Here is a 16370-nt window from a genome sequence, read left to right on the forward strand (position 1 = left end):
ACGCCCGGCTGACGCGACGTGTGCTCGGGGCTAGTCGAGTGCGAGCTCGTATTCAGCAGGGGCGGGCATCCTGGCGAGCATGCGGCGGGTGTCGAGCTCGTTGCGTTTGATGTTCAGTTCCCATTCCAGGGGGTTGGCGCGTTGCGCTTGCCGGAGTGCGCGCGCAACGGTCACGGCGGCGGGAAGGGCAGGGTAGGTGAGTGTGCGGGGGAAGTTGTAGGTGTCGGCGAACTGGTCGCCGTTGAGGTGGAGGATCTGGCTGTAGATGGCCTTCCGATCGGCGGGCGGGGGAAACAGGAACTGGTCCCTGGCAAGGTCGACGAAGGCCTGCACGCTGGCGGTGATCAGGGTCCGGGTGGGCTCGCCGGGGGCCTCGTCGGTGGCGGTGAGCAGAGCCAGCAATCGCTCGGCTTGAGCGTGGTCGCTGATCTGGCCGGTGAGGGCGGGATCGATGCCGAGGACGCCGGCGATGCGCCGCCACAGCACGTAGGTGCCGGCGAGTTCGTCGGCGGTGAAGTCGAAACCGACCGCGGTGAGCGCGCGGTAGCACTGCAAGGTGAAGTCCAGCCAGGTACGGGCCAGGTCCACCTGCCCGAGCGGGGCACCCCACTGATCGGCGTCCCACCCGCCGCGCACGGCGAAAACCCGGGCCCGGGCGTGGAGCAGCCGCACGTACAAAGTAGCGATGTAGCCGTCCCTGCCGACGGCCATGGCGCCGGGCAGCATCGAGTGGAACACCCACCCGAAGGTTTCCCACAGCCGCCGCCTGGCATCGTCGACCAACCGGCGGGTATGCACCAGCACCTCGGCGATGGACGGGGAGAGATAGGTCTGCAGGACCGCCCGCGGCCCCAACCCGAGGCAGTGGAACTCCGGAGCCACGGTCAAAAAGGTGCGGGACCCGCGCGCCAGCGCCTGCGGGGTGGCCCAGTCCGGCACGGTCTCGGCCTGACGCAGCAGAGCGGCGATCGCCGGGGGCGGATTGGTCAATGACGCCAACCCGTGACGGATCCCCTGCTTGAGCTGCTCCCGCGCCGGGGCACCCAACGCGGCCAGTTCGGGGATCACGTCGTCGGCCAGGGGATCACCGATCCGCAATGCGCGGGCGAGCAACTCGGCACGGGCACCGAACTGCCGCCGGATCACCGCCGGATCACCCCGCCGCGACGGCCACGCCTGCGCTTGCCCCGGCACGGACGTGTTCCGGGCGTGGCCGGCGGGTGCGCCTCCGTGTGTGCCCAGTGCTCCCGACACGCCACCACTGTTCAACACCGCGTGTCTGCCCACATGTTCCATACCGGCATCACGCAAACCGACCGCTGATCACCATGCCCGGTTCACATCGTCCCCGCCGAGAGAGCGGTGCGGTGCTCCCGATCCCCGCGCCGATGACGACGCTGTGCGGCCTGGCACCGCCAGTCGCGGACAGCCCATGCGCAGCACACCCCGGTGTGTTGGTCCTCCTGGGCACCGACGCATCGGGGTGTGCCGCGGCCGCGCGGCGGGGTGTGTCATCACGATCACGACGATAGATCGACAGGTCTTATCCCGCCTGATACATGACCTGGACGTGGTGTCAGCCGGCCGGGACCGCCTCGCTGCACTAGCCATGCCGGGGAGACGCCATCCGATCGGGGTACACACCACGTGATGCCCCGGCCGGAAGTCGGTCACGACGTGGGCGGAACGAAACGGCCCTGGGCCGTGACGTGAGCGACCACGGTATCGGCGGAGAGACTCGGCAAGCCGTAGGAACGAGCCGACGTCGTCCACAAGTCCAGCATCTCTGACGTCAGACGCACCGGCAGATCAGATATCTTCAGTTCCACCGGCTTACCCGGCGCGCCGGGAACGACAGCGAGATCGCCCTCTGTCGCACGCCAACGGAACACCGGCTGCATGCCGGCATCAACATCGTTGACCATGTAGCGACCCGATATCTGCTCGTCCCGTACGTCGCCCGCCAACCGGGTAACCCGTACTTCGGTGGACGCGACGCGCAAGATCAAGCCACCGTCTGCGACGCCAGTGCCCTGCGTGTGAGCAGGGTTGCTGAGAGAGGGATCACCCTGGGCCGAGCGCACCGGGAACCGGATTCCCCGTCCGCCATTGCGCTCGATCAACTCAGCCGGGGCAATGGCCTCCACCGTGGCGCCACGCTGGTCCATCTCTGCCTGCGCCTGCGGAGCCCACACGATCTCGATCCATCCCCCTTCGCCCACGCCGATCGTGGTGGACGCATCAGCAGCCGCGGGCGCCATCGCCGCATGGGCCAACAACGGGGACGTCAACGCGCCACTTAGAACCGATCGCCGAGAGACACCCATCGTCAGCTGCCTTCCTTACCGAGCTACGAACAGTCCACAGGGGATCGTCCCGCTCCAACCGCTCGCTGACCCCGATGTCACCACGAAAACACTCCAACGAGGGCACTTCCCACCTGTTCGGGGACCCACAACGCCTCCGACCGACCGTAGTGACGGGCCCAGCGTCTGTCTTGGAAAGACTCGGTGCCTCGTTGAGCCGGTCTTGAGCGTTGGTTTCGATCGTGCGGAGACGCGGCCCACGCTCACCAGCCAGTGATCCCCGGGCAGCAGAACACGTGGCCGAAACCCGTGACGAGATTCGTGCTCAGCGGTCGCGGTCGACCGCGGTGGCGGCCAGTGCGGTGAGGCGGTCTCGACTGGCTGACGGGGGTAGTTCGGCGAGTGCGGCTTGAGCGCGTTCCGCGCTGGTCCGCGCTCGTTCGATCACGTCGTCGATCGCGCCGGTGCGGACCAGTATCTCTCGTGTCTGGGCGTGCGCGGTGTGCACATCGGTGTAGCCGCGGAAGATCGCTTCGAGTTGCTGACGGTCGGCGGGGCCGGCGGCGTCGTAGGCGAGCAGGACGGGCAGGTTGGGCTGCCGGTTCGCGATATCGCTGATCGCGGTCTTTCCCGCGGTGTGTTCGTCGCTGGTGTAGGGCAGCAGGTCGTCGCGGAGCTGGAACGCGACCCCCAACTGTTCGCCGTACTCCCGCAAGCACGCCACCTGATTGCCCGGTGCGTCGGCCAAGACAGCGCCTGCCTGGCAGGCAGCGCCGAACAGGGCCGCGGTCTTGCCGTGGACGACTTCCAACACGGCCGGTATCCCGCAGGACAGGTCACCGCGGATCATGGCCTCCTGGAACGCTGCCCGGCACATCTCCCTGCCGGTGTCGAACGCCACCCGCAACGCCCGCTCCATACGGTCCATCGGCATCCCCGAGTCGCGTGCGTCAAGCATCGCGCTGGCTCCGATCATCACCAGTCCGTCACCGACCAGCAGCGCTTCGTTGATCCCGAACTGTTCGGCGGTGGAGGGTTTACCTCGGCGGACCGGGTCGCGGTCGATGATGTCGTCGTGCACCAGGCTGGCCACGTGCACGCACTGCAAGCCGGCCGCGAACGGCACCATCGAGTGCACGTCACCACCCACCGCGGCGGCCGATTCCAGACACAGCACCGGCCGCAGCAGTTTTCCCGTCGGGAACAACGCGTCCATGGCCTCCACCGCCAGCGGACCGTCCTCCTTGCCGACCAACCGCCGCAGCTCGGCCTTGACCAAGTCCACCAGCGAGGGGTCGACCGCCTCGCCCACTGCCTGCTCAACGATCGACATGATGTCCTTCCAGTCCGGGGCGTGTGGTCAGCAGGGGATAGCGGAACGCCAGTACGGCAACCACACCGCCAGCGCCTCGGCGGGATTGGGGCGAATGGGCCGGTGCAGCAACGCGGGACCAGAGGCGAGCACCTCACGCACATGCAACTCGCAATACTCCCCGATCGCGCCCGCGACCGGCCAGGGCAGGAGCTGTTCCAGTTCCGCGACCAGGACAGGCATGCGACGGCGTACCCGATCAGCTTCGAAGGCCAGCAGCCCTGCCGTGCCCGAGGTCCAGTGCGCGGCCCTCAACTCCTCGGCCTGAACCCCGAACCGCGCCAGATCCTCCAACGGCAGGTACAGCCGGTCCGTACGCAGGTCGTCGGACAGGTCGCAGAGCAGGTCCACCAGCTGGGCCAGCTGCCCGAGCTCACGGAACACGGGCACGACGTTCCCGCTGACACCGAGGCGTTGCGCGATCAGCGCCAGCACGGTGAACAAGCCACCAGTCATCGCCGTCGACCACACCCGGAGTTCTTCGTAGGTGGTGAACTCGACGAACGCGGTGTCTCGCCGCATCGCCCCCACCATCTCCTCCACAATGGACGACGGCAGGTCCCACACACGCCATGTGTTCGCCGCCGCGTGCAGGACCGGGTCGGTGGAGTGCTCGTCGACGAGCGCGGTAGCCGCGGCATCAGCCCACTGGTCCAGCCGCTGTCGCCGCCCCTCGACCGAGCCCGTGTCAGCACGGTCATCAGCGGCATACCCCAACGCGATCGCCGCGGCGATGTACGGACGGAACGCGGCAGGAAGCGCCCGCAACGGGAACTTCGCGAACCCGTCATCCCGCCGAGCCACATCACGGACGCAGAACAGATAGCACTCCCGCAACACCGGATCCACGACACCCGCCGCGTCCAGCCAACGCCGCACCAACACCGCAGGCCTCCATCACTCCCCGAACCACAAAGCCTGACCAACTATCCACAACCACCACCCCGCAGCCCCGGCATCACCAGTTGATCTCACTCCACCGGGCGAGACATTCCACGCGTACGACACCAACCACATAGGTGGTACGACCAGGTCCATCACGAAGCCGCCAGCGACTGCTGACGAAACGGCAGCGCGGCTGTTCGACGTGGTCATCTGTGAGGAGATCGGTCGTGTCGGCCGACGGGCGTACATCTCCAATGAGATCGAGCGTCGCCTTGAGCAGCTCGGTGTGCGGCTGATCGCGGCCGACGAACGGTTCCAGCTCGGCGACGTCGGCCGCCGGGCCAAGACGGCGACGCAGGTGCTGACTCGACGGGTCAAGCAGGGTGTCACCGAGTGGTACGTGCTGGAGATGCTCGAAAAGAGCTGGGGCGGGTTCGAGACTCACCCTCAGCAGGGTTATGACGTCGGCAAGCTTTGCTACGGCTTCAGGGCCGACCCTGTGCCGCATCCCGTTCCCGCCAAGCGTGCCAAGGGCATCAAGAAGACCCGGTTGCTGATTCATTCTGTCGAGGGTCCCTGTGTCCAGCGGCAGTACTTGTGGCGCACGACCGAGCGTCTCGGCTACCAGGCAATCGCGGATCGTCTGAACGAAGACCTCGTGCTCAATCCACCGCCGACGCCGGTCGAGCCGGACCGTGCTGTCGGTTTGTGGACGTACTCCAGCGTCCGGGAAGTCCTGACCAACCCGAAGTACACGGGGCACATGCTCTGGAACCGCCGCGCGCGCAAGGGTGCGGGCAAGAACAAGGTCATCCGGTCGCGGAGTGGGTCTGGCCGGTCGAGCCGACGCACGAGGCCCTCATCAGCCTGGAAACGTTCGTCCAAGCCCAGCAGGTCTCGGCTCGCCGCGAGCGGTCGCGGACAAGCCCTGGCTTGAACAGTGCTCCGGAGTCGAAGCGGGTCTACCGCCTGCGGAGCTACGTGTCATGCCTGCATTGCCTCCGGCGGCTGTTTGGCAACGCCAACCACGCCGGAACCGTCTTCTACGGCTGCCAGCCCAAGAAGGCCTATCGCCCCGACGGTCATCCGCCGATGTTCCGCGTGCGCGAGGACGAGCTGCTGGTTGGTCTCAACAAGTTCCTGGTGCACGAGGGTCTTCGGCCCTTACCGTCGCAGCCTCTTCGCCGCGGGGAAGGCCGACCAGGTCAGGCCGCTGAGAAGGAGCGCGAGGACAAAGTCGCGGCGATCGGTCGCGCGCTGCGTGACAACCGAACCAGGTCGACCAACCTGCTTCGCAGCCTGGAGGCCGCCACCGAGGTGTCGCGACCGCTGTTCGAGGCGCTTCGGCTTGAGATCCACTACGACTACGAAACGAGGACTGCCGTGTGTCGAAATCACCCTGATCGGAGACACGGTCGAAACAGCAGAAAGGGCCGCAACCGAGGCGGTCGCGGCCCTTCCGAAGCAACGCTCTGCTCGTAGTGAGCAGGTCTGCGTGGTGCCCCCGGCGGGAGCACCAAAGGATGGGAACAGGGCTGACCAGCGGTTTCAGGTTGGATGCTTGGTCGTGCAGGCCAGTTTCACGTTGTAGTGGTCAGGTAGCGCTCGCGTGCGGCGGCGCGCTGCCGTTTCGGTGGTGCCACAGCACTACGTCGCGGATGACCGCCGCCTGTTGCAGTCCGAGGCGCTCAGCTTCGGCGCCGTCAACGAGGTTGATTTCGAAGACGGCGCCCACGGCTTCGTGTTGCTGCTGACGGCGGGCGCGCTGCCTGGAATCGGGAGCTGTGTTCATGCTGCGACCTGGACCTCGGCATGTCTGAGCGCTTCGCGGTCGACTTGGTCCATGCCGCCCCACACGCCGTAGCTCTCGCCAGTGGTGAGTGCCGTGATGGCACAGGTGAGGCGGACTGGGCATAGGCGACAGATCGCTTTGCAGTCCGCCGTGGCCGCGCTTCCCGGCTCGGCGTCGATCCAGTCGACTTCTCGGTCTGCGTTTCGGCATGCTGCGTGCACCTGCCACTTCAGTGCACGCAGCGCGATGTGTGTGGTCATACCGCTGGACGAAGGGGGCTGCCGAGGAGGTAGTCGGCGAGGTGGCGGGAGGCGGTGTTGAGCTGTGCCGCCACCTGGTGGCGGCTTATCCCGCGCTGCTTGGCCGCGGTTGATCGGTCTCCGTGGTCGAGGAGCACATCGGACACGAGGTCGGCTTCGTGGGGTGTGATGACACCGGACAGCATGGCTCCTGCCAGGACGAGGTCCGGGTGTCCGTCGACTGTGCGGGTGTCGATTGCGGTGTCGGTGAGTTCGGACCGGGTCATCGCTCGCCGCCTTTCGCTGTTGCAGGCTTCGTGGCCGCGCCGGAACGCCGCCCAGTAGAGCTGCCCGAAGATCTTCGGCGACCGGGCGTCGGCGACGTCGAGTGCTTGGAGGAAGCCTTCGAGGATCTCGGAGTCCAGGTCGTTGCGGTCACCGCAGAAGCGGGAACCCAGCTTTCCAGCGATGTGCTTCAGACCCGGCATCATCATCGCGGCGGCCACCGTCGTCCACGGTTCCGGCGTCGCGTATGCCCGTCGGACGAGTTCCTGCCACACAGCGTCCTTGGTCACCCAGCTCGTCTGCCGCTTGAGAAGCAATACGCGCACCTGGTCCAGGGACAGCTCCTCGTTGGGCAAACCGCATCCGAGTGCCGCGCAGTCGAGGGTAAGCGGCTGCGGGCCGGCGGTCATCGCGAGGAATCGCCGTTCGATCACGTCCAGGTGCGAAGGGGAGAGCGAGGTCATCGGGGAGGTGCCTTTCGGGGCGGGGGACCATCTCACCGCCAAATCCGCCTCCTGCGGCGTCCGGTGGCACGGATTCACCAAAACGGGTGGCGTGTCGCTTGTGCGTCGCATCGTGCAGCCCGACGTAGAACTCCCCCTTTGGTCGCCTCGGGGGCCACTCGCGAGGGTGAACTGACACATCGTTGATATAGGCCCAGACCGGATGCCGACGCGGCCTCAAGCACGTCTGTCTGTCGGTGCTGCTCCGTAGGATTCACCGTGAACAATCGTCCGAAGATCCTGGACTATGGGGGCATGCTCAGTGAGCGCAACAGGCCGCAGGCGCCAGTCCGCCAGCCCTGAACCGACGATCGTGCCGGTCTCCCGGCTCGCGGACCGTGTGCTGACCGGCGAGATCGTGCTGCCGAAATACCAGCGGGCGTTCGTGTGGGGGCCCCACCAGATCCTCCACCTCCTGGATTCGGTCCTACGCAACTACCCGATCGGCAGCCTGCTGCTGTGGGACACCACGGAGCAACTCGCCAGCGAGGAGACCGTCGCGGGCTTGGAGGTGGACCCGCCGCGTCCCGGTCGTCCGGTCAAGTACATCCTCGACGGCCAGCAGAGGCTCGCCAGCATCATCGGCGCACTGCACGGCGGTACTGGTCTCTGGGACATCGCCTTCGATCTGGAGGAGGAACGCTTCTTCCAGCGCACCCCGGAGAGCCCGACGGGACCGCACATTATCCCGATGCGGAAGGTGAGCTCTGCTGGTTCCCTCTTCGGGCAAGTAGCCGAGTTGTCCTCTGGGCTGCGCGAGCGCGCGACTGAGCTGTACGAGCAGTTCGCCAATTACCTGGTGCCAGTGGTGACCTTGGACCACATGTCAGCGGAGGAGTCCGCAGAAGTCTTCGTACGGATTAACAGCACGGGCACGACGATGAACATCGTCGACGTAGCGCGAGCCGGCACGTGGAGTCCCGATTTCGACCTCAAGGAGGAGATCGAATCACTGCTCCAGGTCCTCGACGCAAAGCGCTACGGCCGGGTCGATACTAAGACCATGCTCCGCACGATCGCGGTTGCTGCCGGATTCGGGTTCTCCACAAAGGACATCAACCGTCTGAGAGAACTCGACAAGGAACGGCTGCGGGGAGCCGTCGCCGAGGCAGCGAAGGCAGCCGAGAGGGCGGTGGACTTCCTCAGCACTCAGATCCGTACACCGAAGGCCGACGCTCTTCCCTACTATAACCAGTTCGCGGTACTCGTTGAGGTGTTCCGACAGCTACCTAAGCCCTCGTCCGCGCAGTACGACGCGTTGCGCCGCTGGTTCTGGCTGACCGCGAGTGGCGAGTACTTCAAGGGCTGGAGCGAGGCCCAGATGGGCCCGGACCTTCAGGCGATCACTGCCTTCGCCAAGAATGAGGCCCAAGAGATCGAAACCGGTGCCGCGCTCCCGCGGAGCGCTTTGTGGCGACGGAGCCCATTCTCCAAACGGAACGCACCGAGCAAGCTCCTCGCTCTCCTTCTTGCGTACGAGGACCCACTGGACCTGCTCACCGGGCAACGGATCGACGTGGGAAAGGCCTTGTCGTGGCAGAACGACAAGGAGTTCCACCACTTCTTTCCCAAGGCGTATCTGCGATCGCGCGGGGTGAGCAGTGCTGGGGCGAACGTCTGCGGCAACCTGGTCATGCTGACCTCCCACAGCAACATCTGGGTGACAGATCGGCCGCCCTCGCAGTATCTGCGGGACCTGGCCGATATCGAGGGCGAGGGAGCGCTACGTGAGCGGTTGAGCACTTGCCTGGTGGAGGAAGACGCGTACCAGGCGGCACTGCGGGACGACTACGACACGTTTCTGCGCGTGAGGTCGGAGACGTTGCACCGGCGTTTGATGCAGTTGATCGGTGGAGCGGCGGGATCGCTCAGCCCTGCCGCGAGGGGTGAGGCGGAGTCATTGCCCGATGACGAGGGGCTGGAGGAGGAAGCGGACTCCGACTCCCTTCTAGAGGAACCGATCGACCGCGATTCTGTGGACTGAGGAATGGGGTAGAGGCGAAATGCGGATAACGGATGTTCCGGTTGCTGACCGGCCTCGAGAGCGGTTGCTGGACCGAGGAGTGGAAGCGCTTTCCGACCGCGAACTCCTTGCCCTGCTGATCGGCTCAGGCACGGGCGGTTGCGATGCAGTGGAACTGGCGGGGCAGCTGATTGCTCAACACGGCGGGTTGTACGAACTCTCCCGAACGCCGGCACACGAGCTGATGGCGGGGCTAGCGGGGATGGGGCCAGCGAAGGCGACGCGCATCGCGGCCGCTTTTCAGCTGGGGCGCCGGGCAGCACCAGCCGCGGTCGAGAGTCGGCAATACGTTCGCGGATCCGCCGACTTGGCCAGCATTGCAGCACCGCTGCTGAGGGGCCTGAGGCATGAGCGGGTCGTGGTCGTGGTGTGCGACGCAGCTGGCGCGGTACTGCGGAAGACGACGCTGACCGAGGGTGCGGTTGATCGCTCTCTTCTTCATGTACGCGATGTGCTGACCCTGGTCCTGGCCACGAGTGGCACGGCCTTCGGAGTGGCCCATAACCACCCCACAGGCCGCGTGGAGCCCAGTGAGCCCGACCGCCGCACGACAGCCCGCCTGGCGGCGGGAGCGGAAGCGGTCGGGCTTCGGTTCCTGGACCATGTGGTGGTTACGGACCGGGAGTGGCGGCGGGTGGAGGCCAGCCCCAGCTGAGAACCAGCTCGGGCTAACTACAGCTGCCCCGAGAACGCGGCGTTGAGGAGGACGGGGCGGAGAGCCGCTACTTGTGCGAGTTGTTCTGCTCCAGCTTCAGTCGTCTGCCGAACGATGCTGAGTTGCCGCGCAATGCGTTGTTGCTCGGGCAGACTGGGAAGCGGGACCGTAGTAGCAAGAAGTCGATCGACGTTCACACGTTGCCGCCTGGACCCCATACCCGTTCCCTTGTCCTTGAGAGCATCGTGTAGCCCAGGCCAACGAGCGAGGTGGGACATGTACTCGACGTCGGCGACGGAAGGATCGATGTCGAACGTAGGGAATTCATGCGAGACGTGGACGCCTTCGAACTCTGCCGGAACGACGGCGAGTGAGCCCTCCCAGCCAAATAGTTTGCTGTAAACGAACTGACCTGTATGTAGTCGGTTATATCGAGCATACTTCGTGTCGCTGCCGGAAGTGACTGGACGGCGAAAAAGGCCCCGCCCGCGGTTGAGGATGCCCGCAGTCTGGTAGTCCTCTTCGGGGGCCACGTCTACGAAGTCGCTACTCGGACGCAGTGCCGCGGAAAGTGGCGCTAGTTCTTCTATAGGTCGAAGCAGTGAGTCCTGGTGCTGCTGGGCGAGTTGGCTGGAATGATTTCGCAAAGTAGAAAACTGCGCGATTCGTGACAGTGCTGCGTCAAGTTTGTTGGCAACGCGACGCTGCTCGTCTGGATCTGGCAGTTGGACAATTTGGCGCTCGAAATTCTTAATTCCCAGCGTCCTGTTTCGTCCAGCTGAACCAGGGGAAGCTTCACGGATCACCCTAAGTCCGGGGCCGCCGTAGAAGTAGTGCATAAGGTATCGAGAATCCGCTTTTTTTGCATCAACCCTGTAGGTCATGAATCGGTGGGAACCGATCTTCCCAATCTCTCGATCTGATGCTAGCGCTACGGCGCCTTCCCAGGCGAATACGTTACTAAAGAGAAGATCGCCTGGCTCAATGTGAAATACTTTCTTGGTTCCCAGCTCTTCGCCATGTACAGGTGGCTTGTGGAAGACTCCGTTGCCGAACGAGCGAAGCCCGATCTCGTGGTAGACCCCGTCAGGGTGGACATCGACTGGCCTGCGGACGAGACTCATGATCTCTGCAACGCGGTAGTCGGTGAGCTTCATACAGTGCTCCGCAGTTCATCGTAGAGCTCATCAAGAAGCCCCAGAATCTCGTTCTCTGTCTTAATGAGCTCGGTCACAAGTTCTTCCGGTGACCGGTGCGTCAGGTCCTCTGCGCTATTCGGGTTCGGGATGTCTAGGTTGAATCCGGCATTCTCGATCTCGGCGGCCGACATCTTCCACGCGTAGCCGCCTTCTTCACGACCCTCCCGTTTTGCGCCGCCCCACCACTTCACACACGGCTCGAACTCCTCGAACCGCATGGGCTTGGTCTTGGTGTAGCTGCGGCGTCCTTCGGAAAGGGAAATCTCATAGAACCAGATCTCCTTCGTCGGTCGGCCTTTCTCGAAGAACAGCAGGTTCGAGGGGATCGGGGTGTACGGCGCGAAGACTCCCTGGGGCAGGCGGACGATGGTGTGCAGGTCGCATTCCTTCATCAGCTTCTGTTTGATACGTGCACCGACGCCGCCGTCGGAAAGACTTCCGTTCGGCAGGACGATCGCGCAGCGCCCATCTTTCTTCAACTGGTCAAGGATGGCGTGGACGAAGAGCCACGAGGTCTCCTGAGTCTGGTACCCCTTCGGGAACTTCTCGACGACCGACCGTTCTTCCTCGGCGCCGAACGGTGGGTTCGTCAACACCACGTCCACCCGGTCCGCCGCTGTCGCGTCCCGCATTTGCAGCAGGGCGTTCTCTCGGACCAACCGTGGCGCACCGATGCCGTGCAGTAGCAGGTTCATACTGGCCAGCAGATACGGGAGAGATTTCTTTTCGATGCCGCGGATGTCGTCGAGCAGGCGTCTGCGCTGGGTGTCGGTCTCCACCTGCTTTACCAGGTCCTCGTACGCCTGAACCAGGAAGCCGCCGGTGCCACAGGCCGGGTCGAGGATTGACTCTCCGAGGCCGAGGAATGACTGCTGCACCATGAATCGGTTTACGGGACGAGGGGTGTAGAACTCGCCGGAGTCGCCGGCTGCGTCTCGCATCTCCTTGAGGATCGACTCGTAAAGGAACGCCATCGTGTGGATGTCGTCCGAGGAGTCGAAGTGGATCTCGTCCACTAGGTTCACCAGGTCCCGTAGGAGGGTCCCAGACTGCATGCGGTTATCGACGTCCTTGAAGATTGTCGACAGCACGTTCCGCGGATCATCGGCATCGCCGTCGGAGCCCTTCAGCCCGGCAAGATACGGGATGAGTTCGTCGTTGACGAAGGTCTTCAGTTCGTTGCCGCTGAAGTCCGGCTTCGTCGCCCAGTTCTCCCATCGGTACGGTTCCTCGATCGCCGGACGATAGTCGGGGTCAAGCAGCGGTCCTACCTGCTCGACACGCTGGTCGAACGCTTTGAGGAACAGCAGCCAGGAAAGCTGGGGGAGGCGGTCGAGATCACCATTAAGCCCGGCGTCCTTGCGCATGGTGTCGCGTGCCGACTTGATGACGGACGCGAGTCGCGCCCTTGACGTGGTGGCCACAGCCGTCTTCTTCTTGGTGGACGCCATCTCAGTCTTTCTGCTTCAGTTCGGCTTCGCTGTTGTCAGATGTCTCGCACGGCGATCCGCGCAGCACGTCGAGCGCGGCGTCGAGTCGAGAGGAGTGTCGGTGAGGCCCGCCGGAGCGTGGTGGCGTCACGATAGCGATCGGTTGCTGCGTCCCCTGAAGTGCCCGCTCGATACTGAGTTCCGCTCGCGTGCCCAGCCGCTGGCCGTGTGCAGGAGGCGTCGCCGGGTAGTCAGCCCCGCTCCAGAGCCTCGGTGACTGCGAGGTTCACTACTGCCTGGTCCACTGGCACCGCCCCGCGCTCGACGCGCCCGTAACGGTGTTGTCACGCAGTAGTGTCACGTTCCTCGATCTTGTCCGTGGTGAGTTCGACCCGCCTATTTTTACGTAGCTTCCAGCAGCCGCTTGCTGAGCTCGTCAATGGCCTCGTGAAGAGGCTTCGCGCCGCCAAAGCGGTTCGCCAGCTCGACCACCGAACCAATCTCAGTGAAGGGACGGACACCCAGGGTTTCCGGCTTGAGCTGGGGAGAGCCATGCTCGGCGAACTTCAGCAACATCTCCTCCAGCACCTGTCGAGCTTGATGCTGGAAGGAATCCAGGAAGTCCCGGTGCTCGTGCAGGAACCGGTACAGCCGTTCCTCCCGGCTGACCAGCGGCAATCCCCAGGCGACGTTGAGGAGCAGGTCAATCGGATCGACGTCTGGACTACCGAACTCTTCCGGAAGTTCCTCCGCCTCGACGTCGGCGGCGTGCAGGATGGCCATGAGTTCGCGCCGGCTCTTGGCGACGGCCCACTGGGAGCGCAGCTTGTCCGGTGCGAGGTCAAGTTCGAGTACGCGGTCGTGTACCCATTGTTGGATGGTCACCAGCCTCATCGTCCGGCCGTCCGTGTCGAGCTGGTAGCGCCGCTCGCCCCACTTGTATACATGTACTCCGTTGACCACGTAGCGCCTGCCGCGGGATTGGATGCGGTCCACCTCGTCAGGGTCGTGGACCCTGTCATCTGCCAGGCGCTCGTCGAAGCTGCCGCCGTCCGTCTGGTCGTACGCGGCCTCAGGCTCGGCCACGCTCTCCGGGTCGACCTCGTCGCCTTCAGGGGTCTCTGGTGCGCTCCCGATCAAGTGTCCTTGCTCGTCGGCTGTATCGCGTAGGACGCGGAGCGGAGGACCGTCGAACCCAGGGTCGTTGAAGAGCCGGGTTGCCTCAACGAAGTCAATGATGTCGAAGGACCCCTTGCCGATCTCCGGACACAGACGGGTACCCCGACCGATGGTCTGTTTGAACTCGGGCATCGAGCCGATACGCCGGAACAGGACGATGTTGCGCACGGCTGGCAGGTCGATGCCGGTGTTGAGCAATTTCGAAGTCACGGCGATCACTGGTTCATCGGAGTCGTCTTTGCGGAAGTCATCCAGCAGAGCTCGACCATGGGGGCCGTCGGCGTCGGTGATCCGCACGACATAGTTGTGGTGCGTCTGCACCTCCGCCGAGGCCGCGTTGAAGACAGCCGTGCGCATGCGGGCGGCGTGGTTGTTGTCTTCGCAGAACACGATGGTCTTGCCGTGCCTGCCATCCTCTGCGGTGGATCGCAGGTAGTCGATGACGTACTGCGCTGCCGCCTCCGTGCGCTCCAGGATCACCATGACCCGCTCGAAGTCCTTCGGGCCGTAGACACCCTCCGGGATCTCGTTGCCGTACTTGTCCCGCTGTCCGGGCTCAGTCTGGTAACCCTCCATGTCTACGTTGAGCCGGACCCGGCGCACTCGGTATGGCGCCAGGAAGCCGTCTTCGATGCCATCGGCCAGCGAGTAGGTGTAGACGGGCTCGCCGAAGTAGTCGAAGGTATCGGCCTCCTTCTTGCTGATCGGGGTAGCGGTCAACCCAACCTGGGTCGCAGGAGAGAAGTGCTCCAGCACACGGCGCCACTGCGAATTATCTCTGGCACTGCCTCGGTGGCACTCATCCACGATGACCAGATCGAAGTATTCGGGTTCGTAGCGACGGAAAAGTTCTTCCTCGTCACCCTTCTCCAGCGCTTGGTAGAGAGCAAAGTAGATCTTCCGTCCTCGCACTGGCTCGCCGCTGATCTTGTGGACGTCGTCCGGGCCGAAGACAGGAAGAAAGTACTTGTCCTTGGGGTCGTCGACAAGCATCGACCGGTCTGACAGGTACAGAACCCTGGGCTTGCGGCCCGAGATCCACTGAGACCTGTAGAGTTTGGCGACCGTCTGAAGGGCCACCATGGTCTTTCCCGTACCAGTGGCCAGCACGAGGAGGATCCGCTTCTGCCCTGCTGCGATGGCCGCGAGGGTGCGGGCTACCGCGACGCGCTGGTAGTAGCGGGGCCGCTTTGCGGTGTTGTCTGAATTCCGCAGCGTGTGATCATAGGGTGCGGCCAGGAGCTCGCGTCCGATGATGGAGTCCGCCTGCTGGTCGGCCAGATAGCGACTCCACAGCTCCTCTGGCGAGGGAAAACGGTCGATCTCCCGGATCGTGGGAGCAGCACCGCTGTAGTCAATCTCCACGATCTCTCGGCCGTTGGTGGCGTAAGCGAAGGACAGACCGAGCTTGGCGGCGTACCGACGAGCCTGCTCCACACCGTCGTTGGCATCGGCGCGATAGCGCTTGGCCTCGACGACCCCGATGGGGACGTCCGGTGCATACTCCAGCACATAGTCTGCAACCAGAGGGTCGCCATCGACATGGCGCTTCGGCGTAGGTGTAAGCCGCCCATTGTTGATGCGGAACTGCGGACGGATCTGATCACTAGCCCACCCGGAACCCGTGAGGGCGGGTATGACCAATGCTCGGCACGTCTCGTCCTCTGTCATCCCCTGCTCAGCTGTCACCAAACGAAGAGTAGTGCCGCTGACTGCGGCTGTCCCCACAGTTGGTGAGATCAGCCTCTCCCTGAGAGGCCGCAGACATGCCGCTCACTGGCGGCCCACTCACCAGGCCGGGCTAGTGACGGGAGTTAGGTGAGCTCTATCGGGCTTGCCTGGGCACCGGACGTAACAGCAGTCACTAACGACTCGCCGAGTGGCCACCGGAGCTCGACACTCGTCCATGAAGCGCGCGCCGTCGAAGCGGCTAACGCTGAGCCGCACCCCTGTACGAGACCGGTGGACCAGGTCTGACCTGAAGATTGGCGCCTTCGGCTCCATGCTGGCCTTTGGGGAACAGGGCTGACATGCGGAAACGCTTGATCAATATGGTGCCCCCCGGCAGGAGATGACTCTGCACCAACGGAACCCCTCATGCATGCCCTGACCTGGGGTTTCTGGGTGTCCTGGGGATTCATCTCCAACTTCATCTGGGCAGGCACCCAGGGCTCGAACCTGCGGGCTCCCGCTCAGCCGAGGCGGTGCGGCAGGTTCGCGAAACGTGGAGTCAGCCTTCTCCAGCCGTACCGTGCCCGCTGACCCGTCGACCGTGGTGAGCCGCCCGGTCTTGATCTCGTGCGTGGCGTTCCGGACGCAGATGACCGCCGGATGCCGTACTCGCGGGCGACGGCGGCGCCGTGTGCGACGGTCGGCCCGGTCTCCGTCACCAGACCGGCTGCCGTCATGAACAGCGGTGTCCAGCCTGGATCCGTGGTCGGCGCCACGCGGATCTCGCCCGGATCGATGTGCGCACCGGCCGGATCGCGGATCACCCGTGCC

General features: G+C 64.5%; 15 protein-coding genes. 4 read left to right on the forward strand and 11 right to left on the reverse strand.

Going from position 1 to position 16370, the window contains the following annotated elements:
- Positions 1–30: 30 nt before the first annotated feature.
- The 4 genes from C8D87_RS37215 to C8D87_RS37230 all read right to left on the reverse strand — a co-directional run bounded on the left by C8D87_RS37215 (position 31) and on the right by C8D87_RS37230 (position 4563).
- A complete protein-coding gene (locus C8D87_RS37215; RefSeq protein WP_146771983.1) occupies positions 31–1146 on the reverse strand; it encodes an oxygenase MpaB family protein in 1116 nt (371 codons plus the stop codon).
- Between the two features lie 524 nt (positions 1147–1670).
- A complete protein-coding gene (locus tag C8D87_RS37220; RefSeq protein WP_146771984.1) occupies positions 1671–2291 on the reverse strand; it encodes a hypothetical protein in 621 nt (206 codons plus the stop codon).
- Between the two features lie 340 nt (positions 2292–2631).
- Entirely contained in the window at positions 2632–3639 is a 1008-nt protein-coding gene (locus C8D87_RS37225) for a polyprenyl synthetase family protein (protein ID WP_112230662.1), read from the reverse strand.
- A 27-nt stretch (positions 3640–3666) separates the two neighbouring features.
- Positions 3667–4563 (reverse strand): squalene/phytoene synthase family protein, encoded by an 897-nt coding sequence (locus C8D87_RS37230; protein WP_112230664.1) that lies wholly within the window; start codon positions 4561–4563, stop codon positions 3667–3669.
- A 202-nt stretch (positions 4564–4765) separates the two neighbouring features.
- Between C8D87_RS37230 and C8D87_RS37235 the strand changes: the two genes are divergently transcribed.
- Positions 4766–5500, forward strand: coding sequence for a recombinase family protein (locus tag C8D87_RS37235; protein WP_112230666.1), 735 nt, complete (start codon positions 4766–4768; stop codon positions 5498–5500).
- Positions 5497–6045, forward strand: coding sequence for a hypothetical protein (locus C8D87_RS37240; RefSeq protein WP_112230668.1), 549 nt, complete (start codon positions 5497–5499; stop codon positions 6043–6045). Before C8D87_RS37235 ends, C8D87_RS37240 begins: the two co-directional genes overlap by 4 nt.
- Before the next feature lie 112 nt (positions 6046–6157).
- Here the strand turns inward: C8D87_RS37240 and C8D87_RS45440 are convergent, their stop codons facing one another.
- From C8D87_RS45440 to C8D87_RS37250, 3 genes are read right to left on the reverse strand one after another with little or no spacing between them, the layout of a single operon-like run.
- Entirely contained in the window at positions 6158–6355 is a 198-nt protein-coding gene (locus C8D87_RS45440) for a hypothetical protein (RefSeq protein WP_146771985.1), read from the reverse strand.
- Positions 6352–6615 (reverse strand): WhiB family transcriptional regulator, encoded by a 264-nt coding sequence (locus C8D87_RS49355; protein WP_112230670.1) that lies wholly within the window; start codon positions 6613–6615, stop codon positions 6352–6354. The genes C8D87_RS45440 and C8D87_RS49355 overlap by 4 nt, the downstream gene beginning before the upstream one ends.
- Positions 6612–7343 (reverse strand): hypothetical protein, encoded by a 732-nt coding sequence (locus C8D87_RS37250; RefSeq protein ID WP_112230672.1) that lies wholly within the window; start codon positions 7341–7343, stop codon positions 6612–6614. Before C8D87_RS37250 ends, C8D87_RS49355 begins: the two co-directional genes overlap by 4 nt.
- A gap of 352 nt (positions 7344–7695) precedes the next feature.
- Between C8D87_RS37250 and C8D87_RS37255 the strand changes: the two genes are divergently transcribed.
- Complete coding sequence (locus C8D87_RS37255) at positions 7696–9366, forward strand: DUF262 domain-containing protein (protein WP_170166728.1); 1671 nt, start codon at positions 7696–7698, stop codon at positions 9364–9366.
- A gap of 19 nt (positions 9367–9385) precedes the next feature.
- Positions 9386–10060 (forward strand): JAB domain-containing protein, encoded by a 675-nt coding sequence (locus C8D87_RS37260; protein WP_112230676.1) that lies wholly within the window; start codon positions 9386–9388, stop codon positions 10058–10060.
- A 17-nt stretch (positions 10061–10077) separates the two neighbouring features.
- On the opposite strand, the gene C8D87_RS37265 is transcribed toward C8D87_RS37260, so the two are convergent.
- The 4 genes from C8D87_RS37265 to C8D87_RS37280 form a co-directional block, all read right to left on the reverse strand.
- Positions 10078–11217, reverse strand: coding sequence for a restriction endonuclease subunit S (locus C8D87_RS37265; RefSeq protein WP_112230678.1), 1140 nt, complete (start codon positions 11215–11217; stop codon positions 10078–10080).
- Complete coding sequence (locus C8D87_RS37270) at positions 11214–12710, reverse strand: class I SAM-dependent DNA methyltransferase (RefSeq protein ID WP_112230680.1); 1497 nt, start codon at positions 12708–12710, stop codon at positions 11214–11216. The genes C8D87_RS37265 and C8D87_RS37270 overlap by 4 nt, the downstream gene beginning before the upstream one ends.
- Before the next feature lie 381 nt (positions 12711–13091).
- Positions 13092–15557, reverse strand: coding sequence for an EcoAI/FtnUII family type I restriction enzme subunit R (gene hsdR / locus C8D87_RS37275; protein ID WP_146771986.1), 2466 nt, complete (start codon positions 15555–15557; stop codon positions 13092–13094).
- A 503-nt stretch (positions 15558–16060) separates the two neighbouring features.
- Positions 16061–16363, reverse strand: coding sequence for a PEP-utilizing enzyme (locus C8D87_RS37280; RefSeq protein ID WP_233442475.1), 303 nt, complete (start codon positions 16361–16363; stop codon positions 16061–16063).
- Positions 16364–16370 lie beyond the last annotated feature (7 nt).

Origin of the sequence: Lentzea atacamensis, assembly GCF_003269295.1 — a bacterium.
Taxonomy (GTDB): domain Bacteria; phylum Actinomycetota; class Actinomycetes; order Mycobacteriales; family Pseudonocardiaceae; genus Lentzea; species Lentzea atacamensis.